The organism is Edaphobacter lichenicola, assembly GCF_014201315.1.
Lineage (GTDB): Bacteria > Acidobacteriota > Terriglobia > Terriglobales > Acidobacteriaceae > Edaphobacter > Edaphobacter lichenicola_B.
On record NZ_JACHDY010000001.1, the window covers coordinates 1,203,670 to 1,230,637 of the forward strand.

30 protein-coding genes are annotated in these 26,968 nt (G+C 59.4%); 19 read left to right on the forward strand and 11 right to left on the reverse strand.

What is annotated here, in order from left to right; all coding sequences use genetic code 11:
* Positions 1-165: 165 nt before the first annotated feature.
* From mdh to HDF09_RS05185, 6 genes are all read right to left on the reverse strand, one after another.
* Positions 166-1,095: a malate dehydrogenase gene (gene mdh, locus HDF09_RS05160; protein ID WP_183762386.1), complete on the reverse strand. Its 930-nt coding sequence runs from the start codon at positions 1,093-1,095 to the stop codon at positions 166-168.
* A 34-nt stretch (positions 1,096-1,129) separates the two neighbouring features.
* On the reverse strand, positions 1,130-1,495 hold the full coding sequence (locus HDF09_RS05165) for a VOC family protein (protein ID WP_183762389.1): 366 nt from the start codon (positions 1,493-1,495) through the stop codon (positions 1,130-1,132).
* Positions 1,496-1,505: 10 nt separating this feature from the next.
* Positions 1,506-2,909 carry an NADP-dependent isocitrate dehydrogenase gene (locus HDF09_RS05170; protein WP_183763402.1) on the reverse strand — a complete coding sequence of 468 codons (1,404 nt, stop codon included), beginning with the start codon at positions 2,907-2,909 and terminating at the stop codon, positions 1,506-1,508.
* 87 nt (positions 2,910-2,996) lie between these two features.
* Positions 2,997-3,770 (reverse strand): SIMPL domain-containing protein, encoded by a 774-nt coding sequence (locus tag HDF09_RS05175; protein WP_260180925.1) that lies wholly within the window; start codon positions 3,768-3,770, stop codon positions 2,997-2,999.
* A gap of 86 nt (positions 3,771-3,856) precedes the next feature.
* Positions 3,857-4,633: a hypothetical protein gene (locus HDF09_RS05180; protein WP_183762392.1), complete on the reverse strand. Its 777-nt coding sequence runs from the start codon at positions 4,631-4,633 to the stop codon at positions 3,857-3,859.
* 222 nt (positions 4,634-4,855) lie between these two features.
* Positions 4,856-6,286 (reverse strand): glutamine synthetase family protein, encoded by a 1,431-nt coding sequence (locus HDF09_RS05185; protein ID WP_183763408.1) that lies wholly within the window; start codon positions 6,284-6,286, stop codon positions 4,856-4,858.
* A 277-nt stretch (positions 6,287-6,563) separates the two neighbouring features.
* On the opposite strand from HDF09_RS05185, the gene HDF09_RS05190 reads away from it, so the two are divergent.
* The 9 genes from HDF09_RS05190 to HDF09_RS05225 all read left to right on the forward strand — a co-directional run bounded on the left by HDF09_RS05190 (position 6,564) and on the right by HDF09_RS05225 (position 13,841).
* On the forward strand, positions 6,564-7,622 hold the full coding sequence (locus tag HDF09_RS05190) for an aldo/keto reductase (RefSeq protein ID WP_183762395.1): 1,059 nt from the start codon (positions 6,564-6,566) through the stop codon (positions 7,620-7,622).
* A 223-nt stretch (positions 7,623-7,845) separates the two neighbouring features.
* Positions 7,846-8,793 carry a carbon-nitrogen hydrolase gene (locus tag HDF09_RS05195; protein ID WP_183762398.1) on the forward strand — a complete coding sequence of 316 codons (948 nt, stop codon included), beginning with the start codon at positions 7,846-7,848 and terminating at the stop codon, positions 8,791-8,793.
* A gap of 12 nt (positions 8,794-8,805) precedes the next feature.
* Entirely contained in the window at positions 8,806-9,105 is a 300-nt protein-coding gene (locus HDF09_RS21260) for a DUF6968 family protein (protein WP_406704178.1), read from the forward strand.
* Positions 9,106-9,290: 185 nt separating this feature from the next.
* Positions 9,291-9,764: a cupin domain-containing protein gene (locus tag HDF09_RS05200; protein ID WP_183762401.1), complete on the forward strand. Its 474-nt coding sequence runs from the start codon at positions 9,291-9,293 to the stop codon at positions 9,762-9,764.
* A gap of 321 nt (positions 9,765-10,085) precedes the next feature.
* Complete coding sequence (locus HDF09_RS05205; RefSeq protein WP_183763411.1) at positions 10,086-11,159, forward strand: agmatine deiminase family protein; 1,074 nt, start codon at positions 10,086-10,088, stop codon at positions 11,157-11,159.
* Positions 11,160-11,174: 15 nt separating this feature from the next.
* Positions 11,175-11,468 carry an immunity 53 family protein gene (locus HDF09_RS21265; RefSeq protein ID WP_183762404.1) on the forward strand — a complete coding sequence of 98 codons (294 nt, stop codon included), beginning with the start codon at positions 11,175-11,177 and terminating at the stop codon, positions 11,466-11,468.
* Positions 11,468-12,103: an HD domain-containing protein gene (locus HDF09_RS05215; protein WP_183762408.1), complete on the forward strand. Its 636-nt coding sequence runs from the start codon at positions 11,468-11,470 to the stop codon at positions 12,101-12,103. Before HDF09_RS21265 ends, HDF09_RS05215 begins: the two co-directional genes overlap by 1 nt.
* A 37-nt stretch (positions 12,104-12,140) precedes the next feature.
* Positions 12,141-13,058, forward strand: coding sequence for a tRNA adenosine(34) deaminase TadA (tadA, locus tag HDF09_RS05220; protein WP_183762411.1), 918 nt, complete (start codon positions 12,141-12,143; stop codon positions 13,056-13,058).
* 9 nt (positions 13,059-13,067) lie between these two features.
* Positions 13,068-13,841: an SDR family NAD(P)-dependent oxidoreductase gene (locus HDF09_RS05225; protein ID WP_183762413.1), complete on the forward strand. Its 774-nt coding sequence runs from the start codon at positions 13,068-13,070 to the stop codon at positions 13,839-13,841.
* Between the two features lie 111 nt (positions 13,842-13,952).
* Here the strand turns inward: HDF09_RS05225 and HDF09_RS05230 are convergent, their stop codons facing one another.
* The gene (locus HDF09_RS05230) at positions 13,953-14,453 is read right to left on the reverse strand and encodes a DinB family protein (RefSeq protein ID WP_183762415.1); all 501 of its coding nucleotides are present in this window, start codon (positions 14,451-14,453) and stop codon (positions 13,953-13,955) included.
* Positions 14,454-14,515: 62 nt separating this feature from the next.
* On the opposite strand from HDF09_RS05230, the gene HDF09_RS05235 reads away from it, so the two are divergent.
* The 9 genes from HDF09_RS05235 to HDF09_RS05275 all read left to right on the forward strand — a co-directional run bounded on the left by HDF09_RS05235 (position 14,516) and on the right by HDF09_RS05275 (position 22,191).
* Positions 14,516-14,773: a glutaredoxin family protein gene (locus HDF09_RS05235; protein WP_183762417.1), complete on the forward strand. Its 258-nt coding sequence runs from the start codon at positions 14,516-14,518 to the stop codon at positions 14,771-14,773.
* A 182-nt stretch (positions 14,774-14,955) separates the two neighbouring features.
* A complete protein-coding gene (purB, locus tag HDF09_RS05240) occupies positions 14,956-16,257 on the forward strand; it encodes an adenylosuccinate lyase (protein ID WP_183762419.1) in 1,302 nt (433 codons plus the stop codon).
* A 64-nt stretch (positions 16,258-16,321) separates the two neighbouring features.
* Complete coding sequence (locus tag HDF09_RS05245) at positions 16,322-17,845, forward strand: glycoside hydrolase family 32 protein (protein ID WP_183762421.1); 1,524 nt, start codon at positions 16,322-16,324, stop codon at positions 17,843-17,845.
* A gap of 57 nt (positions 17,846-17,902) precedes the next feature.
* Complete coding sequence (locus tag HDF09_RS05250; RefSeq protein ID WP_183762424.1) at positions 17,903-18,376, forward strand: Cif family virulence factor; 474 nt, start codon at positions 17,903-17,905, stop codon at positions 18,374-18,376.
* A 103-nt stretch (positions 18,377-18,479) separates the two neighbouring features.
* On the forward strand, positions 18,480-18,686 hold the full coding sequence (locus HDF09_RS05255; RefSeq protein WP_183762427.1) for a hypothetical protein: 207 nt from the start codon (positions 18,480-18,482) through the stop codon (positions 18,684-18,686).
* 155 nt (positions 18,687-18,841) lie between these two features.
* On the forward strand, positions 18,842-19,906 hold the full coding sequence (locus HDF09_RS05260) for an SDR family oxidoreductase (RefSeq protein ID WP_183762430.1): 1,065 nt from the start codon (positions 18,842-18,844) through the stop codon (positions 19,904-19,906).
* A gap of 93 nt (positions 19,907-19,999) precedes the next feature.
* Positions 20,000-20,800 carry a hypothetical protein gene (locus HDF09_RS05265; RefSeq protein ID WP_183762433.1) on the forward strand — a complete coding sequence of 267 codons (801 nt, stop codon included), beginning with the start codon at positions 20,000-20,002 and terminating at the stop codon, positions 20,798-20,800.
* Between the two features lie 76 nt (positions 20,801-20,876).
* Positions 20,877-21,488, forward strand: a complete 612-nt coding sequence (locus HDF09_RS05270; protein ID WP_183762436.1) for a YkgJ family cysteine cluster protein — start codon at positions 20,877-20,879, stop codon at positions 21,486-21,488.
* Between the two features lie 85 nt (positions 21,489-21,573).
* Positions 21,574-22,191: a UbiX family flavin prenyltransferase gene (locus HDF09_RS05275; RefSeq protein WP_183762439.1), complete on the forward strand. Its 618-nt coding sequence runs from the start codon at positions 21,574-21,576 to the stop codon at positions 22,189-22,191.
* A 246-nt stretch (positions 22,192-22,437) separates the two neighbouring features.
* Here the strand turns inward: HDF09_RS05275 and HDF09_RS05280 are convergent, their stop codons facing one another.
* The 4 genes from HDF09_RS05280 to HDF09_RS05295 form a co-directional block, all read right to left on the reverse strand.
* Entirely contained in the window at positions 22,438-23,391 is a 954-nt protein-coding gene (locus HDF09_RS05280) for an alpha/beta fold hydrolase (RefSeq protein ID WP_183762442.1), read from the reverse strand.
* A 17-nt stretch (positions 23,392-23,408) separates the two neighbouring features.
* Entirely contained in the window at positions 23,409-24,059 is a 651-nt protein-coding gene (locus tag HDF09_RS05285) for a nitroreductase family protein (protein ID WP_183762445.1), read from the reverse strand.
* Between the two features lie 193 nt (positions 24,060-24,252).
* Positions 24,253-25,266, reverse strand: coding sequence for a hypothetical protein (locus tag HDF09_RS05290; RefSeq protein ID WP_183762448.1), 1,014 nt, complete (start codon positions 25,264-25,266; stop codon positions 24,253-24,255).
* Between the two features lie 209 nt (positions 25,267-25,475).
* Positions 25,476-25,946 carry a GNAT family N-acetyltransferase gene (locus HDF09_RS05295; RefSeq protein WP_183762451.1) on the reverse strand — a complete coding sequence of 157 codons (471 nt, stop codon included), beginning with the start codon at positions 25,944-25,946 and terminating at the stop codon, positions 25,476-25,478.
* Between the two features lie 235 nt (positions 25,947-26,181).
* Between HDF09_RS05295 and HDF09_RS05300 the strand changes: the two genes are divergently transcribed.
* A complete protein-coding gene (locus HDF09_RS05300; protein WP_183762454.1) occupies positions 26,182-26,964 on the forward strand; it encodes a hypothetical protein in 783 nt (260 codons plus the stop codon).
* Positions 26,965-26,968: the final 4 nt, after the last annotated feature.

A 26,968-nucleotide genomic window follows, 5' to 3' on the forward strand; every position in this document is an offset into this window, starting at 1 on the left:
GGCCTGTTGTTATCTGCCTTGAGAGAATATCGACGCAATCCCTTCGGCCCATTAGTTATCTTTCGTATTGACCGCCAGCTCTTTTCCCAAATCAGAACCCGTTGTCTTCCAAGCAACAGAAAAGGCCTGCTCGATGAGCAGGCCTTTTCCGTCGACTAAAAACTTCTAAGCCACACCAATCACCGTGCATAGCTCCTTCACCGAATCCGCGCTCTTCTGCAGCGCAGCCTGCTCCTCCGGTGTCAGCTTGATCTCGATGATCTGTTCCAGTCCCTTAGCCCCAAGCTTGCAGGGCACGCCGACATACAAGCCCGAGATCCCATACTCCCCCTGCAGATAAGCCGCGCAGGGCAGAATCTTCTTCTTGTCCTTCAGAATCGCCTCCACCATCTCCACCGCAGCAGCCGAGGGAGCATAGTAAGCCGACCCCGTCTTCAGGTGCTTCACAATCTCCGCGCCACCATTGGCCGTTCGCGTCTCCAACTCTTTCAGCCGAGTCGGCTCAATCAACTCCGTAATCGGAATCCCCGCCACGGTCGAGTACCGCGACAGCGGCACCATCGTGTCGCCGTGTCCACCCAGCACAAACGCCGTAACGTTTTCCACCGACACCTTCAGCTCTTCCGCGATGAACGTCCGGAACCGCGCCGAATCCAGCACGCCAGCCATTCCAATCACACGCTCGCGCGGAAACCCGGCCTGCTTGAACGCCGTCTGCGCCATCGCATCCAGAGGATTCGACACCACAATGATGATCGTATTCGGCGACGCCTTCACCACCTCGCCCACAACCTTCGACATGATCCCATGATTCGTCGTCAGCAAATCATCCCGGCTCATCCCCGGCTTACGCGCAATCCCCGCCGTAATCACCACCACATCGGAGTTCGCCGTATCCGCATAATCATTGGTTCCGATAATGCTGCAGTCGCGCTTCTCAATCGGCATCGCCTGCAGCAGATCGAGCGCCTTGCCTTGCGGCACACCCTCCACCACATCGAGCAGCACCACATCCGCAAGCTCCTTCGCCGCAATCCAATGCGCCGCCGTCGCTCCAACATTTCCCGAACCAACAATCGTTACCTTCTTCCGCATTCCTTCTCCTTAGCTTGTCTACTCAAAAAATCTCTTATGACCACTTCTGCGATTCCCAAAGATAAAGTTCGTTCCCATCCAGATCATGAAAATGAACGAAGCTCCCACCCTGGTCGCGCTGCACCTCGCCGACATTCTTGACACCACTAGCCTTCAAGCTCGCCGCAGCGACATCGATCGGCTCATCGATACCCAGCCCAATCATCATTGCCCCACACGTTCCTGGCGCAGGATACTTGTCGGACTTCGGATGCAAACCAATCGTGAAGGACCCCGCCTCAACCGAGGCCCAATGGTCTCCATAGTGGCTGCTGATCTTCAATCCAAGAATCTCGTGATAGAACTTCAACGACGCATCCATATTCGCCACAAAGACCGTTGCGTTTCCGCCTGTAATCATCGCAGCCTCCTCAGCCCATATTCTCAATCATACGACTGGCAAACTCGCTCGTCTTGGCCTTCGTCGCGCCCTGCATCCCACGCTCAAAGTCATACGTCACGAACTTCTGCGCTATCGTCTTCTCCATCGAAGACTCGATCAGTCGCGCAGCCTCCGTCCAGCCGAGAAAATCAAACAGCATCACACCCGAAAGAATGACAGACCCAGGATTGATGACATCCTTATCGGCGTACTTCGGCGCAGTCCCATGAGTCGCCTCAAACACGGCATACCCATCGCCGATATTGCCACCCGGCGCAATGCCCAATCCGCCCACCTGAGCCGCAGCAGCATCCGAGATGTAATCCCCATTCAGATTCGTCGTTGCCAGCACGCTGTAATCCTCGGGCCGCAAAATAATCTGCTGAAAGATCGAGTCCGCAATCCGGTCATTGATTAGGATCTTCGTCTTCCACTTACCACCGCCGTGCGACTCTCCGATCGAAGCCAGAACCGACTTCACCTCGGCGATCACCTCTTCCCCAAACTCCTTGGCGGCGAACTCAATGCCGGGCTCAATCAGCGCAGCGTTCTGCTCCGGCGTCAGCTTCGGATTCGCCTCCACGTTCCCCAGAATCCAACTCTCCCGTTCCGTGACGGTCTGTGCGCGGAACTCCTGCGACGCAACCTCATACCCCCACTCGCGAAACGCCCCTTCGGTGAACTTCTGAATATTCCCCTTGTGCACCAGCGTCACCGTCTTGCGTTTGTTGTCCAGCGCATACTGAATCGCCGCCCGCACCAACCGCTTCGACCCCGTAATCGAGATCGGCTTCACGCCCACACCCGAGTCCAGCCGAATCTTCTTCTTGGTCCCCTTCAGCATGTCATCGTTCACAAACGCGATGAACTTCTGAGCCTCCGGCGTCCCCTCACGAAACTCAATCCCCGCATAGATGTCCTCCGTATTCTCCCGAAAGATCACCACATTCAGCTTCTCCGGAGCCTTCACCGGACTCGGCACGCCCGCATAGTACTTCACCGGACGCACGCACTGGTAAAGATCCATCAGCTGCCGCAGCGCCACATTCAGACTGCGAATCCCCCCGCCCACCGGCGTCGTCAGCGGCCCTTTGATCGACACGCGAAAATCCATCGTAGCTTTCACCGTGTCATCGGGCAACCAGTTCTTCGTCTGGCGATAGGCCTTCTCCCCTGCCAGCACCTCGTACCAGGCAACCGAACGCTTCCCGCCATAAGCCTTCGCCACGGCAGCATCGAACACTCGCTGCGACGCCTTCCAGATATCCCGCCCCGTTCCATCTCCTTCGATGAAAGGAATAATCGGATGATCGGGAATCGTAAACTTTCCGTTGTTGTACTCGATCGCCTGCCCATTCGCCGGCACTGGAATTCCGTTGTAGCTTGTTTGCATCGTCATCGTCTCCGCAGAAGAAATCGAAGACCGAGGCTACCATCCGCGCAAGACGAGTGGCAACCGGTATGCGGCATACGCGTTCGTTTATCGAACCAGGTAATAATCCACCGTCGCAACTACCCGTACTTTCTTCATGATGCTCGCGTCAGCATTGGTCCCGCCACCATCGCCCTCATCGCCCGCAGCCGCACCACTCTCCGCAGCCGAGATCGAAAACACTCCCTGATTCGCCGACCGAATCGATCCCACCTGGCTCCCCGAGTCCGCCGCAAACCGATCCGCCGAAGCCCGCGCATTCCGCGTCGCCTCGGTAATCATGTCCGGCTTCAGCGCATTCAGCCCCGTGAATTCATACCGAATCCCGCCCTGCTGCCCGTTCCCTCCGCCCACCACGATCCCCGCCTGCACCAACTCCGCCGTCTTCTGCCCGGCCTTCGCAATCTTATCCACGTCCTTCGACTGCACCGTCACCGTCTGCTCCACGATGTACCGCGGCCCGGTATTGTTTCCGCCGTACTCATTCGCCAACTTGTCCGTCACCTTGATCTGCCCTACCGAGATCTCGTTCGGCTGCACTCCCTGCGCCGCAAAGAACTTCAGCACCGAGTTCTTATCCGTCTCGCTCTTCGCAAACACCTGCGGCAGATCGTTCCCCGCCTCCTTGAAGCTCACCGGCCAGATCGCCGTATCCGACTTCACCGTCCGCTCCACCAGCCCCTTCACCGTCACATACCGGTCCGCCAGCTTCAGGTCTTTGATCTGCGACCCCAGCACCCATCCACCCAACACCAGCCCCAGCAGCAGACAAACTCCAACCATCGCAGCAGGAGCAAACAAGGAAGACCGTTCCGTATCCAAGAGAAATCCTCCATCCGCACGACAGCAGCAGAATGCAACAGCGCAATGCCTGTGTCAACCACAAGCCCAGTCATCTCTTGATTGAATCAACTCTGACGATCCAACCCACGGAGTTCGATAGCATTCGAGAAACCGCCGCACTTCCCTCCCTCGACCAGAACGATGCCCGTCGCAATGTGGCTCTCCGTAACATCGGTCAACGGGCCAGAAACGATAAGCGTAGAGCCGTCATCCATCAGGAATCTCGCCTCCACCATATTGCCGAAGACAGCACTCGCAGGCGTGGATTGCGTCGCGCCCGAACTGAAGCAAGGAGATCCTTGCACCTTGATACTACCTATGAGCAAAGCGCTGCTGAAATAGTTCGAAGCTGCTCCGTTCCCCGGATTCGTCACTGTGCCGCCCTGCTGCAGCGTCACTTCGAATGTGAGTGGCACTGCCTTCGGAACGCCATTCGGGCCCGCCAGTGTGCTCCCGGTTCCAACATAGACGCCGCTAACCAATGGAAACGATATTGCTGTGAATGTTCCTGAAAAATTCGCATCGCATGCAGGCAGATGTGCGCCGCCCAAAGATACGGTGTAACTGCCGGACCAGGGCTCTCCGCTTCCCTTGGGAGCCGTACCCTTGATCGATACCGCTTCAAGAGGAGAGGTTGTCGGAGCCACTGTAAAGCTCCCATCCGTAGCAAGAATCCCGCCTGCCACGTCCCCAAACTCGAACCCCGCCTCAACGTTGTCGCAGAAATTACTACCGAAACCTCCCGCGATCACTTGGTCGCCCGCCACATCGAAGGTCATCGCAAGTCTGACCCCACTCGGAGTAGGAGGAGCAGGAGGAAACGAAAACTCATTCGTCGGCATCGGCCCTACAAGAAGCCAATTTCCCGCCAATGGGCTTACAACCGCCGGTGTACTTCCCCCACCGCAACCACAAAGCAGCAAACTAATTCCACAAGCCGTGAAACTCAACAAGGCCCAAGTCTTCATGTCGGTAACACTCTAGCACGCGCTATCTTTCGCGACCATCAAAAAGAAAAGGACCGACGAGAGATCTCATCGGCCCTTCCTTCTTTGAGACAACCGCTAAAAGATATTCCAAAGCAGCTGGTTATAAACATCGTGATGGAACTGCACCTCAGGCGCCTTCACAATCGTCCCCAGCAGCCGCGCACAGCGATCCGCCGAAGCCTGCTTCAGATCCGCATACCGGGCCTTCACATCCTCGCCCAGCAGCTCCGTCGTCCACTCCGCCGCACGGAAGTTCTCGAGCGCCGTATAGACATTGTCCGGCAGATACCGCTCCGCCTGACGCAGGTTCTTGATCTTCGAAGTATCCCCATGCAGCCCGCTCTTGAAGATCGAGTACAGCGCCAGGTAAGGATTCGCATCCGGCCCAACCGAACGCACCTCCACACGCGCCGACTTCTCGTTCCCGATCGGAATCCGAACCATCGACCCGCGATCCGTAGCCGAAGCCTTGATCTGATTCGGAGCCTCAAAGTGCGGATCGAGCCGACGATATGCGTTCACACTCGCATTCAGCAGCAGGCAGATGTCATTGCCATGCGTCAAAATGCGATCCGTAAACTGCCACGCCATCTTCGAGATCTTCTCCTCGCCCTTTGGATCCCAGAACAGATTCTTCCCGCCCTTGGTAATCGAGACATTCGTGTGCATGCCGCTGCCGTTTACGCCCACCACAGGCTTCGGCAGAAAGCTCGCCGTCATCCCCATCTGCGTCGCGACCTGCCGGCAGATCAGCTTGTAGAGCTGAATCTGGTCCGCCGCCGCAACCACCTCACCATAGCTGTAGTTGATCTCGAACTGCGAAGGCGCAACCTCAGGATGGTCCTTCTCGTTCTCGAAGCCCATCGCCCGCTGCACTTCAGCCGTCGTATCGATAAACTCCCGCAGCGGATCGCCAGGCAGCGAGTGATAGTACCCGCCCTTGTTCACATACTCGAAGCTGCCCGTCTCGTGATAGCTTCGCTCAGCATCGATTCCCTCAAACAGGAATCCTTCAATCTCATTCGCCGCATTCAGCGTGTAGCCGCTCTTATCGAACAGCTCCTGCGAAAAAGCCTTCAACACTCCGCGAATATCAGCGTTGTACGTCGCGCCGTTCTTGTCGATCACCTCGCCGAACACCATCACCTTGCCCGCGCCAAAAACATCCGCCGGCACCCAGTAAAACGCGCTCCAGTCGATCCCCAGCCGCAGATCGCTCTCCCGCTGGGCCGTAAATCCGCGAATCGACGAGCCATCGAAGGTCAGGTTGTCGTAGCTCTTCACCAAAAACTTCTTGTCGTAGTCCAGCATGTGCAGACGACCTTCGAGATCGCTGAACAGAACTGTCACAGCCTTGATCCGCCGCTCATCGGTCAGGTACTTCAGCCGTTCCTCACGAATCACATCGGCTGCCACCCGCTTCCTGCGCTGCTCCTTGGCCGCCAGGTTCAGGTCCTCAAGTTCGCCGTAGGAAAGCTCCAGAAAATCACGAAATTCGCTCAAAATAACACTCCTTCTGCAATGAGATACACGTCTTACTGCAACTGCCGGGAAAGATGTTTTTAGGTGATTGGAAGAGGGCGCGCCTGACCTTGATCAAACCGCTCCACACCTCAAAACTAACAGAAAATTCACCGGCAAGAAAGCGAACTCCGTCATCCAACGCAAAGGACATCTGCGCCCCCCGCACTTCCATGCGCCTGAATCCATGCGCCCGAATCGTGGTCCGCTTCAAACACGTCTAATCAAATGTCCGTCCGAACCCTCGGCGAAAAGGATAACCATGCAATACAAGACTCTCGGTGACACCGGCCTCCTCGTCTCCACCCTCTGCTTCGGCACCATGACCTTCCACGGCGGCACCGGCCTCTTCCGCGCCATCGGCACCGTCGATCAGGCCGGAGCCGACCAGCTCATCAAAGCCTCCATCGACGCCGGCATCAACTTCTTCGACACCGCCGACGTCTACTCCGAAGGCGAGAGTGAAAAGGCCCTCGGCCAATCCCTCAAAACTCTCAACATCGCGCGCCACAGCGTAGTCATCGCCACCAAAGTCTTCGGCCGCACCGGCCCCGGCCGCAACGACGTCGGCGCCTCCCGCGGCCACATCATGGACGCCGTCGACGCCAGCCTCCGCCGCCTCCAGACCGACCACATCGACCTCTACCAGATCCACGGCAACGACTCCGTCACGCCCATCGAAGAGACCCTCCGCGCCCTCGACACTCTCGTCCAGCAGGGCAAGATCCGCTACATTGGCGTCTCCAACTGGCAGGCCTGGAAGATCGCCAAAGCCCTCGGCATCTCCGAGTTCAAAAACCTCGCCCGCTTCGACACCCTCCAGGCCTACTACTCCATCGCTGGCCGTGATCTCGAGCGCGACCTAGTTCCCCTACTCGAAGCCGAAAAAACCGGCCTCCTCGTCTGGAGCCCACTCGCCGGCGGCCTTCTCTCGGGCAAGTTCTCCCGCGAAAACCAGCGCCCCGAAGGCTCCCGCCGCTCCGAGTTCGACTTCCCCATCGTCGACAAAGAGCGCACCTGGCGCATCCTCGACGTCATGGCTCCCATCGCCAAGGCTCACAACTGCAGCCCCGCCCGCATCTCTCTCGCGTGGCTCCTAGCGAAGCCAGTGGTCACCTCCATCATCATCGGAGCCAAACGTCTCGACCAACTCGAAGACAACCTCGCAGCCGTAGACCTCAAGCTAGCCACCGAAGAGCTCAAGCAGCTCGACGAAGTAAGCGCGCTCCCACCCGAATACCCCGGCTGGATGCTCCCCTTCCAAAGCTCCAATCGCCTCGAGCCGATAGCTCGCACCGTCCCAGTCCCGCCGAAGAACTAAACTCCGGAGGACACTGACAGAGACTCAGTGTCCTCCGGCAATCAAAGCCGGGTGCCACTCATGCAGTCTCACCGCATGAGTGGGCATTCGCGCCCCGCGCGAACCGCTTTCCATCGAGGCGCCAAATCATCCAAAAGATTAAGCTCTCGCAAATTACCCACTCCCTGGCCGCCCACATCCTCACCTCACGCACAAACGCCTATAAACTTGAATCAGGATCATCATGACGACAACCAACAGCAAGACCACCACCAACAAACGCATCGGCCTCATCCAGATGTCCTGCGTCCCCGACACCGCAGCAAACCTCGACAAAGCCGCCGACCGTGTCCGCGAGGCCGCCCGCGCCGGAGCCAACGTCATCTGCCTGCCCGAGCTCTTCCGCGCCCAATACTTCTGCCAGCGCGAAGAGCACGCCCTCTTCGACACCGCCGAGTCCATCCCCGGCCCCTCCACCGAGCGCCTCAGCGCCGTCGCCAAAGAAGAGAAAGTAGTCGTCATCGCCAGCGTCTTCGAGCGCCGCGCCCCGGGCCTCTACCACAACACCGCCGCCGTCCTCGAGTCCGATGGCAGCCTCAAGGGCATCTACCGCAAGATGCACATCCCCGACGACCCCCTCTACTACGAGAAGTTCTACTTCACCCCCGGCGACCTCGGCTTCAAAGCCATGAAGACCACCCAGGGAGACATCGGCACGCTCGTCTGCTGGGACCAGTGGTACCCCGAGGCCGCCCGCGAGACCGCCCTCCGCGGCGCAAACACCCTCTTCTACCCCACCGCCATCGGCTGGCACCCCACCGAAAAAGCCGAGTACGGCGAAGCCCAGTACTCCGCCTGGCAGATCACCCAGCGCGCCCACGCCATCTCCAACGGTGTCTTCGTCGGAGCCGTCAACCGCGTGGGCCACGAGCACGGCGACGTAGTCCACGATGGTGTAGAAATGCGCGGCCCAGGCGACCACACCCCACAATCCGGCCTGGAGTTCTGGGGCGGCAGCTTCATCGCCGACCCCTTCGGCCGAGTCATCGCCCAAGCCAGCCACGACAAAGAAGAGATCCTAATCGCCGAGATCGACCTCAAGCTCCAAGAAGACACTCGCCGCAACTGGCCCTTCCTCCGCGACCGCCGCATCGACGCCTATAACGGCATCACCAGCCGCTTTCTGGATTAAGACCGAGGTTCTATGAAGAGTGAACCGATCGGCCTTCGAACGTTTACGTGCCTTGCAAACGAAACCACACACGAAGTCCTAACTGTCCTATATGCACCCATCGAAGCAGATGGCGCATATGGATGCCGCTTTACGGTGGAAGGGCCAACAATAAATCTCGTTGAAGATATAACGATCTTTGGCCAAGACGGTTTCCAGGCAATTCAGCTGGCACTGTTCATCCTAAGAAGTACTCTGATTACAACCAGCGAAACCTCCAATTGGCAGTGGTTAGGTCAAGACGAACTTGGCTTACCCACAGTAGCGACGTGAAGTCGTGTGCCGGGTGCCCCATTCATGCAGTCTCATCGCATGAATGGGCATTCGCGCGAAAGCGCGAACCGCATCTAGATAGGCCCAGCCTTCAGGCTTGTCCATCCCTTGCGGCCAGGAAGAAAGGGGCTTTAGCCCCTGGGGTATGCTCTCTCTCAATACCCGCAATCCGCCAAGGAGTCAGAATGCTTCCTCGCATCGTCCTCTCCCTCACACTCCTCACCTCTCCCGCCTTCGCCCAAACCGAACCCATCATCCACACCGCAACTGACCTCCAGCAGCGGGAGGCCAAACTCCTAGAAGCCGCGAAGGCAAGCCCCACCGGCCTCGCAATCGGCAGACTCGAAGACTACGGCAACGACTACACCCTCCTCGTAGTCCGCACCAGCACCGGCGAATCCGAGCGCCACCAACTCTTCGCCGATCAAATGGTCATCAAAACCGGCACGATCACCCTCGTCACCGGCGGCACCATGCAGGGAGAGCACCCCAACAACGGCCCCGGCCGCCCCGGCGAGACCCTCGGCTCCGGCATCGAAGGCGGAAAAGAAGTCCTCCTCCAAGCCGGAGACATCGTCCACATCCCCGCCGGCATCCCCCACTGGATCAAGCTCGCCCCCGGCATCACCACCACCTACCTCGTCTTCAAAGAAAAGTAGTCCCTCCCGAAACCCAACCGCGATCTGTCAACCCCCAAACCCACCCAACCTGCCGCCAATCAACGACATCCATGTGGCGTATCAGTTCCATCCCGCCAGCTATACTTTAATCAGTAGCTCAGCATGAGCCCGGTTCAGCAGAGATCAACTCCAATCTGGTACCCTGCCGCTGACGCGTACCGAAGTACAGGGCAAAGTCTTTTGGATGGAAGACTTTGCATACTTTAGACGGGGAGGGAGGGGTACCTCGCCGCGAGAAGCAGAACTCAAAGGAGCAGCATTCAAGTGACCAGAACCAACGACAAGCCGACGACCTACCGCATGCCCGCCGAGTGGTCCCCACACGCCGCCACCTGGATCGCCTGGCCCCACAATGCCGAAGACTGGCCCGGCAAGTTCCAACCCATCCCCTGGGTCTACAGCGAGATCGTCCGCCACCTCTCCCGCGTAGAAGACGTACACATCCTCGTCAACGATCTCGCCGCCGAGCGCCGCGCCACCAACCTCCTCCGCCGTGCCGGAGCCAACCTCGCCCGCCTCCACTTCCACCACTGGCCCACCGACCGCGTATGGCTGCGCGACTCCGGCCCCATCTTCGTCAAGAAGATGACCGAAGGTTCCACCAGACACCCGCAAGGCGAGCTAGCCATCACCAACTGGCACTTCAACGCCTGGGCCAAGTACGACAACTGGCACCGCGACGACCAGATCCCCAATCACGTCGCCAAGCTCTACAACATGCCCCAGTCGCAACCCGAGAGCGTCAACTACATCGGCCACCCCCACCGCCTCGTCCTCGAAGGCGGCAGCATCGACACCAACGGCGCCGGCCTCCTACTCACCACCGAAGAGTGCCTCCTCTCCGAGATCCAGCAGCGCAACCCCGGCCTCGGCACTGAAGCCGAAACGCGCGTCCGCCTCGAGCAAGCCTTCCACGACTACCTTGGCATCGAAAAGGTTCTCTGGCTCCACAAAGGCTGCGCCGGCGACGACACCCACGGCCACGTCGACGACATCACCCGCTTCGTAAGCGAAAACAAGATCCTCACCGCCGTCGAGCCCAACAGCCACGACGAAAATCATCTCCCCCTGGCCGAAAACCTCGACCGCCTCCGCAGCTTCCGCAATCTCGACAACAAGCCCTTCGAAATAGTCGAGCTCCCCATGCCCGCACCCGTCACCTTCGACAATCAGCGCCTCCCAGCCAGCTACGCCAACTTCTACATCGCTAACTCGCTCGTCCTGGTCCCCACCTTCAACGACCCCAACGACCGCCACGCCCTCAACATCCTCGCCGCCTGCTTCCCCGGCCGCGAGATCATAGGCATCCACGCCGTCGACCTCGTCTGGGGCCTCGGCACCCTCCACTGCCTCAGCCAACAGGAGCCCGCATAACTTCGTCGAGGAACAATGGACAACTTCACATGGCTAGAGTCGTGGTATCAGAAACACTGCAATGGAACATGGGAGCACCAATTTGGAATTACGATTGAGACAGTCGACAATCCTGGCTGGCACGTAGCGATTGATCTAAACGACACGCCCTACGCCATCCTTCCTAACTATCAGATCCTCAATGAATCGAACGGTGATTCAGATTGGATTCGGTGCAACTGTATAGACGGAAGATTCCAGGGTTATGGGGATCCGTCCAAACTGGGGCGAATAATTCAAATTTTCAGGACTTGGATTGAGAACTTCTAATGACCGCTAACCCGCCGCAGACTTCCCCCTACCGCGCCGCCATCGAGAACTACATCGCCACCCACGCAAACCCGACCCACAAGTTCGGCCATCAGCCCCGCCTCTACGCCCTCACCCAACAGATAGGCGCAGGACTGGGTCCAGCCCTCACCTACGACGACGACGTAGTCTTCGCCGCCGTCTGGCTCCACGACCTCGGCGTCTTCATCGGCCAACGCCCCGAAGACCCCGAAGCCCTCAAGACCTGGAACCACGTAACGTACATCATCGAGAAAGCCCCCGCCATCCTCACTGAAGCCGGCTTCCCCGCAGAAAAAATCCCCGCCGTCCTCGAAGTCATCCGCACCCACCAGCCGCAAGACACACCCCTCACCGTCGAGGCCACCATCGCCCGCGACGCCGACATCCTCGAACAACTCGGCGCCATCGGAATCACCCGCACCCTCGCCAAACTCGGCAGCGACACCCGCTTCGAGACCTTCACCGAAGCTCACGCGGCGCTCAAAAAACAACTCACCACTCTCCCCGATCAACTCAAACTCGACACCTCCAGAGCCCTCGCCATACCCCGCTTTCACATCATGCAATCTTTCCTCGATGCCCTCGAATCCGAAGCCGGCCAAAATCTCTACTAGGCGCAATCAACTCAAAGCAAATCTAAACTAGCCTCCCATGCCCTCCAGCGAAAACGACGTAGCCTACCTCCGCCAGGCCCTCGCCGAAGCCAACGACGCCGAAGCCAACGGCGAAGTCCCCGTCGGCGCCATCGTCGTCCACGGAGACAAGATCATCGGCCGCGGCCAGAACCGAGTCCTCCGCGACAGCGACCCCACCGCCCACGCCGAGATCGTCGCCCTCCGCCTCGCCGGCCTCCACCTCCGCAACTATCGCCTCGCAGACTGCACCCTCTACGTCACCCTCGAACCCTGCGCCATGTGCGCCGGTGCCATCCTCCACGCGCGCATCACCCGCCTCGTCTACGCCGCACCCGACCCCAAAGCGGGAGCCTGCGGCAGCGTCCTCTCCGTCATGAACCACCCCCAGCTCAACCACAAAGTCGAAGTCACCCCCAACCTCCTCGCCGAAGAGTGCAGCGCCCTCCTCACAACTTTTTTTCGCAAACGCCGCCAGGAAAAGTCACAAGCTCGCATCCTACAAAACGAAGCAGCGAGCAGAGAGACGGTCAAGGAGACACTCATGGCAACAAAGAAAAAGTGGTCCGCAGAGGTAGACACCGACTCAACCCATCCCGACGAGGACCTCTTCAAAAAGAGCGCTTCCTCTATAGCCAAAGCCCTCGCCACAAAGAAGGTCTCGCCTAAAGGTCCCGCCTCCGGCATGCAGATGCTGAACTTCTACATCAACCGCGCCGGCAAAAATCTATCGCAGGAGCGCCACGCCGAACTAGAAAAAGCCAAAACTCTCCTCTCCGAAATCATCGCCAAAACAAAACCAGAATCCGAAAAGCCAGCCACAAAATCCGCAGCAAAAAAAGCTCCAAAGAAAACAGCAAAGAAGGGCACGAAGAAAGCTCCCGCAAAAAAGAAAGCCCCTACAAAGTCGACCGCCAAAAAATCCACCAAAAGATAGGAGCCTTCCATGTCAGGTCGTCTCGCAGGCAAAGTAGCCATCGTCACCGGCTCAGGCTCCGGCATCGGCCAGGCCATCGCCATCCGCTTCGCCAGCGAAGGAGCCACAGTCGTCGTCGACTATCGCAACAACATCGACCAGGCCCAGGCGACCGTCTCCAAAGCCGAAGCCGCCGGCGGCAAAGCCATCCTCGTCAAAGCCGACGTCTCCAACCTCGCCGACACGCAAAACCTCGTCGATCAGGCCTACACCCAGCTAGGCCGCGGCGACATCCTCGTCAACAACGCCGGCATCGAAAAAGAAGCCGCCTTCTGGGACGTCACCGAAGCCGACTACGACGCCGTCCTCAACGTCAACCTCAAGGGCGCCTTCTTCCTCACCCAGGCCTTCGTCCGCCGCCTCCGCGACGCCAAACTTCCCGGCCGCATCATCAACATCTCCTCCGTCCACGAGGACATGGTCTTCCCCAACTTCGCCACCTACTGCGCCTCCAAGGGCGGCATCCGCATGCTCATGCGCGACCTCTCCGTCGAGCTCGGCCCTCTTAACATCACCGTCAACAATATCGCCCCCGGCGCCATCGCCACCCCAATCAACACCAAGCTCATGGAAGACAAACCCAAGCTCGACGCCCTCCTCGCCAACATCCCGCTAGGCCGCATGGGCACACCAGAAGAAGTCGCCGGCCTCGCTCTCTTCCTCGCCTCCGACGACGCCGCCTACGTCACCGGCTCCACCTACTTCGTCGACGGCGGCCTGATCCGCAACTACCACGAGCAATAAAGTCAATCCCGACCACGGGAGGGCCAGCACCGTAGCAATCGCAAGAAAAGGTAAACCCGCCACGAGTGGCCGCGTCGCGTGCAGCGAGCCCGTCCGGCAGGACAACCGGGTCTAGTGCGTAGCGTAATAAGCGGTCAAGTCGGTATTAGGAGGCTGCACCCCAAAGCCGCGAAGCATAGTAATAATCTGCCCACGATGGAAGCTCGAATGGTTGACTGCGTGAAGAACAATCTGCCAGCGAGGCACGCGGAAGTCGGCATCATCAGGCAAAATTGTGGAGAGCTCAAACGTCAGATCATCCTCAGAAGCCGCTTCGAGCCACCGACGATAACCCTCCCAAAGTTCAGGCCACGATTGAACCAGAGACTCAAACGAGTGCTCAGGAGCAGAGCCACGAGGCAGGCGATCATTGTCCACCTCCACCAGCCGGCGAAGCCAAACCTTCTCCCCGTCGTGACTATGGCGAAATGTCTGCAGAAGACTCGAATGGGACGCACCACAGTTGCGGCCAAGCTGCTCCTCCGTCAACGGCGAGCAGGCCTCCAGCACCCGGCGCGTAGCCCACGCGGAGTAACCAATATGCGCCAGCAGAAGCTCTCTAAGCTGCGACATAGCAGGATTGTAATTGAGCTGCCCGAACGGCCCCTGCCACGCAACAGGTAAAATAGAACTCTATGGATCTGACCGTCTACTCCGCCTCCTGGTGCCGCGACTGCCGCGAAGCCAAGCGCTTCCTCACCACGCACAACATCCCCTACAAAGAGATCGACATCGAGAACACCCCCGGCGCCGCCGACCTCGTCATCGCCAACGTAGGCAAGCGCGCCATCCCCCAGTTCGTCATCGACGGCAAGTGGGTCCAGCCCTACCGCCCCGGCGAAGGCTTCCTCCACGATGAGATGGCCGACCTCCTCGGCGTCGTGAACTCGTAAAACTCTTGAACTCGTAAATCTGTGCAGCCCTGGACACACATCTACTTGAAGTCGTCATCCTGAGCGAAGTTGCTCACGGCACTATGTGAGCAACGCAGTCGAAGGATCCCCGTATTTGCTTTCGCTTGTGCCATTGCTCTCTCTCTTCGCAGCGCGACACTTTTTCAGAAGAAGGAACCAACATGATCGCCCGCTACACACGCCCCGAGCTAGGCCGCATCTGGTCCGACGCCAACAAATATCAGTGCTGGCTCACCGTAGAAGTAGCCGCCTCCCAGGCCCTCGCAAAGTTCGGCCTCGTCCCCCAGTCCGCCGCCGACACCATCCGCGACAAGGGTGCCTTCACCGTAGACCGCATCAACGAGATCGAAGCCGAAGTCCGTCACGACGTCATCGCCTTCACCACCACCGTAGCCGAGCACATCGCCGACCCCGAAGCCTCCCGCTGGCTCCACTACGGCCTCACCAGCACCGACGTCGTCGACACCGCGCAATCTCTCCAGCTCAAAGAAGCCTCCGCCATCATCCGCGCCGGCATCGTAGCCCTCTCCGAAACCCTCAAAAAACGCGCGATAGAGTTCAAGCACACCCCCATCATCGGCCGCACCCACGGCATCCACGCCGAACCCTCCACCTTCGGCCTCAAGCTGCTCCTCTGGTACTCCGAGATGCAGCGCAACCTCACCCGCTTCGACGCCGCCGCCGAAGACCTCCGCGTCGGCAAGCTCTCCGGAGCCGTCGGCACCTTCGGCCACCTCAAGCCCGAACACGAAGAAGCAATTTGTAACCAATTAGGTCTCAAACCGGTAGCCATCGCCACGCAAGTCGTCCAGCGCGACCGCCACGCCGCCTACATCTCCACCCTCGCAGTCCTCGCCAGCACGCTAGACAAGATCGCCACCGAGATCCGCCACCTCCAGCGCACCGAGGTCCGCGAAGCCGAAGAGTTCTTCTCCGAAAAACAAAAGGGCTCCAGCGCCATGCCCCACAAGCGCAACCCCATCACCAGCGAACAGATCAGCGGCCTCGCCCGCGTTATCCGCGCGAACGCACAAATCGCATTCGAAAACGTAGCCCTCTGGCACGAGCGCGACATCTCCCACTCCTCCGCCGAGCGAGTCATCCTCCCCGACTCCACCATCCTCGCCGACTACCTCCTCGCCAAAACCGAAAACCTCATCGCCAAGCTCCTCGTCTACCCCGCCCGCATGTTGAAGAACCTCGAGTCCACCGGCGGCCTCATCTTCTCCGGCCAGCTCCTGCTCGACCTCGCCGAATCCGGTATGTCCCGCGAAGACGCCTACCGTCTCGTCCAGGGCCACGCCATGAACTCCTGGAAGAACGACCTCATCTTCCGCGACGAGATCGCCAAGGTCCCCGAGATCACCAGTCGCCTCTCCCCCGAAAAACTAGCCCGCGCCTTCGACTACAACCGCCAGCTAGCCAACGTAGACGCCATCTTCGCCCGCGTCCTCGACCAATAGAAATTTCCACCAGAGCGAGCGCTCTTCCTCATCCAATTCCAGCATCCCATCTAGGGGAGTTCTCATGCAGAAGAGGCCGTTTCGCAAAGTAATCCAAGTAGCCGCCACCCTCGCCTTCTTCGTCCTGCCCCTCGCCGCGCAGAACCCCGACTACGACCAGCCCTACCGCCCGCAGGTCCACTTCTCCCCCGAAGAGCACTGGACCAACGACCCCAACGGCCTCGTCTTTTACCAGGGCGAGTACCATCTCTTCTTCCAGTACAACCCCGAGGGCGACCAGTGGGGACACATGAGCTGGGGCCACGCCGTCAGCACCGACCTCCTCCACTGGCACGAGCTCCCCGTCGCCATCCCCGAGCACGACAACACCATGATCTTCACCGGCAGCGTCGTCGTCGATCATCAGAACACCAGCGGCCTCTGCACTCACGGCGACTGCCTCGTCGCCATCTACACCGGCCACACCCAAACCTCAGAAGGCATCCGCCAAACCCAAAACCTCGCCGTCAGCCTCGACAAAGGCCGCAACTGGGCACAGTACCCCGGCAACCCTGTCCTCGATCTCCACATGGCCGACTTTCGCGACCCCAGCGTCTCCTGGGATCCCATCGCGCGCCACTGGATCATGGCCGTCTCCCTGCCCAAAGAGCATAAGATCCGCTTCTATTCCTCCACCGACCTCAAGCAGTGGACACAGCTAAGCGACTTCGGACCCACCGGCGACATCAACGGCGACTGGGAGTGCCCCGACCTCATCCGAATCCCCGCGTCCAACAGCGCCAAAAGCATCTGGGCCCTCAAAGTAGGCCTCAACCCAGGAGCTCCGCAAGGCGGCTCCGGCGAGCAGTACTTCCTCGGCGACTTCGACGGCAAATCCTTCCATCAATCACGCCTCCGCGGCTCCCACGGCTGGACCAACTACGGCAAAGACGACTACTGCGCCATCAACTTCAACAACCTGCCCAAAGATCAGAAGCCAGTTCTCCTCGGATGGATGAGCAACTGGCAGTACGCCGCGAAGATTCCCACCACTCCCTGGCGAGGACAGATGAGCCTTCCCCGCCGTCTCTCCTATATCAGCGACCCCGCAGGTCTGGCTCTCAAACAGGAGCCCATCGTCGCTCCCCTCCGAGGAAAAAACTACGAGATCTCTGCCCTCTCCACGAACACCTCTGCCCTCTACGGGAGCGAACATACCCTCCAGCCTCCCTTCGAGATCCGCCTCCACTTCGGCCATCCCGTCGAACCCGTCTTCGGCCTCAAGATCTTCTCCGACCCGCAGCACTGGACCGAAGTAGCCTTCGACACCGCCAAAAAAGAGTTCTACATCGATCGCACCCACTCAGGCGCAGCCATCAGTCCGGACTTCCCCGTCCGCACCAAAGCGCCGCTCGTCACCACGCGCCCCTACGACCTCACCCTCATCGTCGACCGGTCCTCCGTCGAAGCCTTCGCCCAGGACGGCACCATCGCCATGACCGACCTCGTCTTCCCCGTCTCCAACAATCTTCAGATCCAGATCTTCCCCGACGACGCCAAGCCAATCCAAAGCGAAGGCCAACTCTGGGAGCTCAAATCAATCTGGTAGCCGCTTCCATAGTCTTTGTTACGATTCGAAGGCATGCCTAGCCGATCGGAGTTCTTCATGAAGAAAGCAACCCTCGCACTGTTCGCAAGTGCCCTGTTGATCGGTAGCGCAATCGCGGCCCAACCAGCAGACGTGATGACACCAATCCGCCAGTTCGTCGATGGCTTCAACAGCGGCGATACCCACTCAGCATTCGCCGCCTACGAAGACGGCGACATCACCATCATCGACGAGTTCCCTCCTCACCGATGGACAGGCCCCCACGCCGCTCACGAATGGGCCGCCGACTACGAAAAGCACGCAGCAGCCACAGGCGTCACTGACGGCATCGTCAAATACGACGCCCCCACCCGCACCGAGATCGAAGACGACCTCGCCTACGTCATCATCCCCACCCTCTACCTCTACAAGGAGCACGGCAAACCTCTCGCCGAAGAAGGCCAGGCGACCTTCGTCCTGCACGCGGGGCCGGCAGGCTGGAAGATCCGCAGTTGGACCTGGACCGGCGTCAAGCCGCACCCGGCAAAATAACTCCGAACACACCCAGCAAGCGGCTCACCCCAACACTCGCCCTCGCGACAGCGTTGAAGCCGAGCCCTGTTCGAAAACCATCAGCCCGTTATACGATCTCTCTATGAGTGATTTCATTCCAAAAGCAGCCGAAGTTAAGACACGCGGGCTAAGCCCGAAGGCACAGAAGCTCCAGGCCGCACGCGAAAAAGCCGCGGCTCAGGCAAAAGGCGGCGACAAGGCCCTCGCCGGATCATCGACCGCTTCCGTCAAGGCGAAGGACTCCTTCGCCGGAACCAAAAAAACAACCTTCCAGCGCAAAGCTGTCTAGCAACGTGGCGCCGGCCGCACAGTCAATCGTCAAACCAGGCCGGTGCCGCAAAACACGTAATCGAACGCGCCATCGAGCGCACAACCCTCCTCCGAATCACCCCACACGCAAACGTCATCCAATCGCAGTCAGCCGCTTGACCGAAAGGATCTCCCATGTCCCGCACCGCACTCATCGCCGGAGTCACCGGCATCGTCGGCATTAACCTCGCGCAGCAACTCCTAGCCAACGGCTGGCAGGTACACGGCCTCGCCCGTCGCCCGGCGAACAACATCGAAGGCGTAAACTTCATCGCCGCCGATCTCCTCGATCCCTCCGCTCTGCGCTCCGCCGTCGCCGGCCTCAAGCCGACTCACCTCTTCCTCACCACCTGGCTCCGCCAACCCACCGAAGCCGAAAACATTCGCGTCAACTCCGCGATGGTGCGCAACATCCTCCAAGCCGTCTCTCATACAAAGTCAGTCAAACACGTAGCCCTCGTCACCGGCCTCAAGCACTACCTCGGTCCCTTCGAGGCCTACGGCAAAGGCAATCTCCCCGCCACGCCCTTCCGCGAAGAGCAGCCCCGCCTCGACATCGAAAACTTCTACTACGCGCAGGAGGACGAGCTCTTCGCCTCTGCCACTCATCATCTCTTCAACTGGACCATCCATCGCCCCCACACCATCGTCGGCTTCGCCCTCGGCAACGCGATGAACATGGGCGTCACCCTCGCGGTTTACGCCACCATCTGCCGCGAAACCGGCCGCCCCTTCCTCTTCCCCGGCTCCGCAACCCAGTGGAACAGCCTCACCGACATGACCGACGCAAGACTCCTCGCCCGCCATCTCGAGTGGGCCTCCACAACTCCCGCCGCGCGCGATCACGCCTTCAACGTAGTCAATGGCGACGTCTTCCGTTGGAGCTGGATGTGGCCTCGCCTAGCCAGTTGGTTCGGCATCGAACCCGCTCCCTTCCCCGGCCACGCCACCCCACTCGAGCAGCAACTGGCCGGCACCGAAGAGATCTGGAGCAACATCGCAAAATCCCACAACCTCATCGAGCCCAACCTCAACAACCTCGCCTCCGCCTGGCACACCGACGCCGACCTCGGCCGCCCCATCGAAGTCGTCACCGACATGAGCAAGAGCCGCAAGTTCGGCTTCCTCGACTACCAACCCACCGACGAAAGCTTCTTCGACCTCTTCACCCGCCTCCGCCACGACCGCATCATTCCCTAAGAGGCCCCTTGGAAATGGCGACCAATAAGCGGTGCGAAACCTGCATTTCCGCACTGCGGAACCTTATAGTCGCTTCCACAGTCTAAGAAACTGATGAACACTACAAGAAGGACTGCGCGACGCTCCACTTACTTCCTTCGAATTGCGTTGCTCTTGGCTACGTTGGTTTCAACAATGCATGCCCAACACTGCGGCCCCTCCGCATCGAACAAAAAAAATCGATGGAAAGGCTTACAGCCGATCGTTCTCCTCACGGAATACAATCCTTGGGCGATGGCGATTTGCTCCGATTCTCCGTCCTTCGCTCTTTACGTCGATGGGACCGTAATCTATTGGCAGGGAGATCAACGATCTGGCCACTATGTATCAGGCCACCTTTCCAAAATCGAAATAGAAAATCTGCTCTCACTCTCGCATCTCGATCACGCTTCCGAATTCAACGATTGGTACAGCATTGTCGATGCTACTGATATGCCAACCAATGTTCTCGTCGTAAACACTGCAAACGGATTCAAGACAGTCTCCGTGTACGGTCCACTTCGCCATAGCATTCCAGATCTACCTATAAGAAAACTACCTTCCGATCTGCAGACGGCATTCGAAACACTATTCGCTTTTCGCGTCAGCGATCCAAAAACTTGGCAGCCCCCTTTTTTCGAAGTAATCATATGGCCATTTGCCTACGCAAAATCCAGTACAAAGTGGCCAGCCGATCTTCCGACTGTTAGAGATGCCCGCTCCGTCCAAACGAAGGACGGATACAATTTGTTCATACCCATTGCAAAACTTGCTGAGTACAAAACGTTTGTAGCGAAGCTGCAACCAAAACAAGCGGTAGAGATCAATGGAAAGAAATGGACAACGAGCGCACGTTTCCCTTTTCCACACGAATGATCTTTGCAAATGGTGTGACACAGATTCTGAGATGTGAGCATCCGCGTAAAACGAAAATCCTTCCACTTCGTTGCAAATGTCAGACACCCTTATCCAGATCGTAGACACCGCCCTAGCCGACGCCTACCAACGCGGCGGCCACCACCTCGTCTGCCATCCCGGCTGCTCCCAATGCTGCATAGGCGTCTTCCCCATCGCACACGAAGACGCAGCCCGCCTCCACGAAGGTCTCACGCTCCTCGAAACAACAGACCCTCAAAGAGCCGCACGCATCCGCGCAAGAGTAGCCGACTCCCTAACCCGCCTCGACCCCTGGTTCCCCGGCGACCTCACCACCGGCATCCTCAACGAGGACCACGAAGCCGCCATCCTCTTCGAAGAGTTCGCCAACGACGAGCCCTGCCCCGTCCTCGACCCCGATCACGGCACCTGCGACCTCTACGAGCACCGCCCCATCCTCTGCCGCACCTTCGGCCCACCCATACGCAGCGAAGGCGACAACGGCGAAGTCAACCTCGCCACCTGCGAGCTCTGCTTCATCCACGCCACCACGGAAGAGATCGCCGCGTGCGAACTCGACCCCACCATCCCCGCCCAGGAAGAAGCCAGCAACCACGCCTACAACGCCGCCCACAACCTCCACGGCCAAACCCTCATCGCCTACGCCCTACGCAACCAGCAACCCTGAACCCTGAACCCAGCACCCCGCTCTTATCAGCCTCTCATCCCTCTGATCACCGTTACGCCTTCCACCCATCAGCGATAATCATTCTGTGCCACAGTCCCTCCACACCGAAGCCCCGACCAACATCACCCTCGCCGTCACCGGGGCCAGCGGCAGCATCTACGCCGCCGAGATCCTCCGTGCCCTCGCCGCCGACAACCGCGTCGCCAGGATCAACTTCGTAGCCTCCGACAGCGCCCTCCGCGTCTTCGCCGAAGAGCTCAACCTCAGCGGCCGCAACGACCTCGCAGAAAAGCTCCTCGGCGCTCCCTGCCCCAAACTCCAGCAGCACGCCGAAACCGACATCGGAGCCAACATCGCCAGCGGCAGCTACCCCACCAACGCGATGGTCGTCCTCCCCTGCTCCATGGGCACCCTCGCATCCATCGCAAACGGCCTCGCGCAAAACCTGATCCACCGCGCCGCCGACGTCTGCCTCAAAGAGAACCGCCCCCTCATCCTCTGCATTCGCGAGACGCCCTTCAACCGCATCCACATCCGCAACATGCAGCTAGCCTCCGACGCCGGAGCCACCATCTTCCCTGCCATCCCCACCCTCTACAACCACCCGCAAAGCACGCAGGAGATGGCCCGCAACTTCGTCCACCGAGTCCTGGCCCACATCGGCCTGCCACAACCCAACGCCTACCAGTGGCAACCCGACTAATGCTATCGTCCCTGCCGGACGCGCCTCCTGCGCGGAGAGCGGTCACTTCGTGACGTGTATACCGGTCACGACAGGATGAGCTCTAAGGTCCTTCCGCTGGTCGGCACAATCTCCCACCGACCAACGGGAGGGACCAACCGAAGGGGTACACGCGTCACGAAGTGACCGCCCGAACCGGGGTCCCCGCAAACAGGTCTTCGTTTGCGGGGTGGCCTAGCGAAGTGGGCCCGTCCGGCAGGACATCTTTCAAAAGGACCCCGCAGCAAACGTCCGACCACCCCCACGCATAGGCGGCTGCGACCGCAAAAACTCCACCGTCCCCTCTACCACCGGCTTAGCGCACTCCGCAGGAGCCAGATGCCCGCACCCCTCGACAACATCCAGCACAGACTGCGGCACCCCCCGATGAATCGCCTCGCCCGACGCCAGCGGAATCAACTCATCCTGCGCGCCCCAGACAATCAACATCGGCTGCGAGATATCATGCAGACGAAAGTCCAGCAGATCGCGCCCACCGATCATCGAAGCCGTACTCCGATTCACCACCCACGCATTCCCCTGCAGCTTCCGCACCATCGCCTCCGCCGCAAAGTCCGGAATCACCCGAGGCTTCGGCGTAAGAATCGCAATCAACTTCCTCACCCCTGCCGGGTCGCTCGGAGTAAACAGCTCCGGCCCAAACGTAGCCGGAAAATACAGCCCCGCGCTGTCATACACAATCAGGCGGTCCACCATCTCCGGATGATCCAGCGCAAGCTTCATCGCCACCCATCCGCCCATCGACCATCCACCCACATCAGCCCGCGAAACATGCACCGCCTGCATGAACGCGGCCACCGTCTGCTCCTGCAGTGAGATCGAGTAACTCACATTCGGCTTAGGTGATCTTCCATATCCCAGCAGATCCGGCACATACACATGAAATCCCTGCGCCGCCAGCGCGGGAATCATCGCCCCCCAATCTTCCCCCCGCGCCCCCAGCCCATGCACCAGCACCAGAGGAGTCCCATCCGCAGAGCCCGCCTCAAAGTAATGAAGCCTGTACCCCCCAGCTTCGATATAGTCGCTCTTCACGCCCTGACGCCAAAGATGAAATCGAGTATGCTGATCCGCAAACCACAGCGGATACCGGTAAAAGGCCAGCCCAATCACCGCCGCCAAAAGCAAAACTACAACCAGAACGCGCAGTGCAAGCTTCATAGCCAGGTCATCTCCACTTACAGCTTCAGAGGCTTGCCAAACTCTTCTCCAAACACCGTATGTCCTATCTCGAACCGCCCGCCATCGAACTTGTCCGGACCCTTGGCATGTCCAATCGCCAGCAGCGCCACCACCCAATAACTCAGCGGAAGACGCAACACCTCATGCACCTTATCCTGTTCGAACCCCTCCATCGGCGCGGTGTCGTATCCCATCACCTCCGCCATCAGCATCATGTGCGTAAACGCCAGCATCACCTGCTTGTTCAGCCATGCCTGCATCTGTCCGCTGCTGAAGCTCGACATATAGTTCGGCACGCTGCTCTGTGCCTGCGCCGCGTAGCTCTCCGGCATCCCGCCCTTGCGCCCCTGCTCCAGGATCAGGTCCAGATCCTTGCGCCACCCATCTGAATCGCCGCAGGCCACAATCACCGCCGACGCCTCTTCCACCTTGCCCTGGTTATAGCTTGCCCCACGCAGCTTCTTCTTTTGCTCCGCCGACTGCACCACCACAAATCGCCAGGGCTGAAGATTGTACCCACTCGGAGCATGCAGACCCGCATCGAGAATCTGCCGCAGATCCTCCGCAGGAATCGGCGCACTATCAAAACTCGGTGTCGCCCTGCGCTCTTGAATTGCCTGACTCAGCGTCTTTTTATTTTTTGTCATTGTTCTCTTTCTCGTCCCTATCAATAGAGTGACAGTCCTACCCTGGAAGGTGAGTCTTGGTCCGGAGTTCTGGTCGTGAGTCCTGGTCCGGCGCATTCTTTACTGCCCTGCTAAAACGATTCTCAAGATATCACTACCCAGTCAACCGCCGGGAGAAGATCAAAAAAATGGACCCAGCGGACCATCTATCCGCTCAATGAATCTGGCTCATCGCCTGCTCCGTCGCAAAGGGGTTCTGACCAACAACCTCCGCAATCATCCACACTCCATGAAACGGCTTCCGCAACTCCGGATAAGCAGCCACCAGCGCTGCCATCGCATCCGCATTGCGCTTTCGTGCAGCAGCCGCATCGCCAAGCTCGTCCACCTTCAGGTGCGCCGTCACATCCACCTTGTCGTTCCCCAAAGAGTCATCCACGCCAAGCGCAGTAAACCGGTACTCCGCGCCATCGGCCCCCTTCACCACCAGTGGCGACTCGGCACTCACGCCCTCCGACAACGCAGGCGGAGCAACCGCCGTCTGCTCCGCCTTCAACTTCTCAAGATGCGTGCTCTGAATAAAATTCGTCGGCCGCAGCAGATTCTCCGCCTGCTGGTAATACAGCCACGCATTCCAACGTTCTTTCTGCAGCGTCATCTGCCGCGCCTGCGTCCAGTACCACAGCCCATCATGACCCGCCGCCAGCAAAGGCTTCGGATAAAACCCCGCCATCACCCACTGCCCCTGATCCTGCCGCAGCAAAAACGACAGCCGCCACGGCGCGCTGCCATCCGCGACATCCACAATCGCAAATCCATACCGCCCCGGAGCCAGCCCCGAGATTATAAAATCCGCCTCGGCCACCGACTTATTCAGCGAGCAGAAAAACTGCGCATCCGGCACCGACCCATCCGCCGCCCGCTTCAGCTGCGTTCCATCCAGCACGTACACTTGCTCCACCTTCAACGTGCCGCCCTTCACATGCGCAGAGGTACTTCCAACAACGTCTCCAATGCCGCCGAAGTCCTTCGCATACTCCGCCGCCGTAGCCGCACGCAGACCACTCACATCGCCGGCCTGCACCTTCGCCGCCAGCCCACGCGCCGCAGCAGCTAAAGCCTCCCGCTCCGGCCCCGTCATCTGCGACTGCGTCGTGCACACCTCAGCCGACGCCACCCCTCCCACCAACAACACCAACGCCAGCAATCCAGTCTTCCGTCTCATCATCACGCCCGCCCTATCAGCCTGTCGCCATGCCCCAACTCACAGGAATCAGATGCCCGATTCGAGCCACGCGAAAGGCCTCCCCAGTCTACAGCCACTCCATAAATCCAGACAGGATGTCCCTTTCACAGTTACTCTAATCAAGCCCGCAGCCGCGAAGAACAGCTTTGCTTGACGGAAAAGCTACACCGAAGATTCTCCCTGGGATTCACCTACTGTGAACCCGATTTAGACCCGTCCTCTAGGGCGAACGAGTATCCCAGCATAGTACTGTCGGCTCCCGAGTCGTCAGCTCCTTCAACCCCACCGGCCGAAGAATAAAGTGCCATTGCGGAGACGTTGTTTCGATAGGTCAGAACCCATGCGACCGTGCAGTTCTGAGCTCGGCCTACCTCGAGCAAAGCTCGTAGCACGGCTTTGCCCAGCCCGCGATGTCGATGAGTCGGTGCAAGCGCGACCTCGTTGATCCACAGCTCTGGCCCCTTGTCTGGGTGGATGTAGTGGACTCCCGATGCGAAACCGACGACCAACCCATCGTCGATAACAACAGCTATATGATGTCGAGAGTCTTCAAGAAATTCCCTGGTCAGGTCCGCATCAATTGGATTGTCGAACACCTCTTCGGCGACGTTCGTCAGAATGCTCTCGTCATCGCGCTGTAACACCTTGATTTCGATGCCCATAGCGGCACCTCATCCGCCATGTTACAGAACGGATCGTCTAACTTGCACTCTTCGCAAAATCAAAATTAGGACACTGCCCGAAATCCAGCATCTCCCGCTCCAGACCAAACGGGCCATCAGCTGGATGTGAAAGAAAAGTGGCTTCCCGCACCTCGTCCACAACACAATAAGTTAGATCGATAACCTGGATCACCTAATTGATAAACTGATTCATGACAGCATCTCGTCCCATCGGATGACCTTCCTTCGCCACAACCCGTCCTACTATCACATGCAGAGCATCACGCCAATTCGTTTCGTCACCTGCGTCGGCTTCACCCTCTCCGCTCTGCTGTCAGCCAAGCCGACCCCGGCCCAGACCAACCCGGCCCCGCAGGCCACACCCTCAGTCCAGTCAGTGTCCACCCTGCCGCCCACAGCCCCAACCAGCGCACCCGCGCCGCTCACGCCAGCCCTACCTCTCACCCCAGCCCAGGAACAACCAAAGCACGCTCAGGTCACCCTCGCCAACGGCATCCTCTCCGTCACCGCCGACAACTCCAGCCTCAACCAGATCCTCCGTCAAATCTCCCACGAGACCGGCATCAAGATCATAGGAGGGGTCGTCGACGAACGCGTCTTCGGCAAATACGGCCCCGACGCCCCCAGTCAGATACTGGCCGAGCTACTGGACGGTACCGGCAGCAACATGCTCCTCCTGGCACGCGACGGCGCAACCCCGGCACAACTCATTCTCACCCCGCGCCAGGGTGGTCCCACACCGCCTAACCCCAACGCGCAGGCCTTCGACGACAAACCCGACACCGACGACGCTCAATCAGCATCAGAGCCTCCGCCTGCTGCCTCCGCCGAACCACCTTCCCCCCGCAACAGGACGGCTCCACCCATCACCCCGGCCGAACCAGCTTCAGCGAATCCGACCGACGGGTCCCAGCCGGAGTCCCCCAATGGCGTCAAAACGCCCCAGCAGATCTACGAGCAGCTCCAGCGCCTCCGCCAGACAGCTCCTCCGCAATAGCATT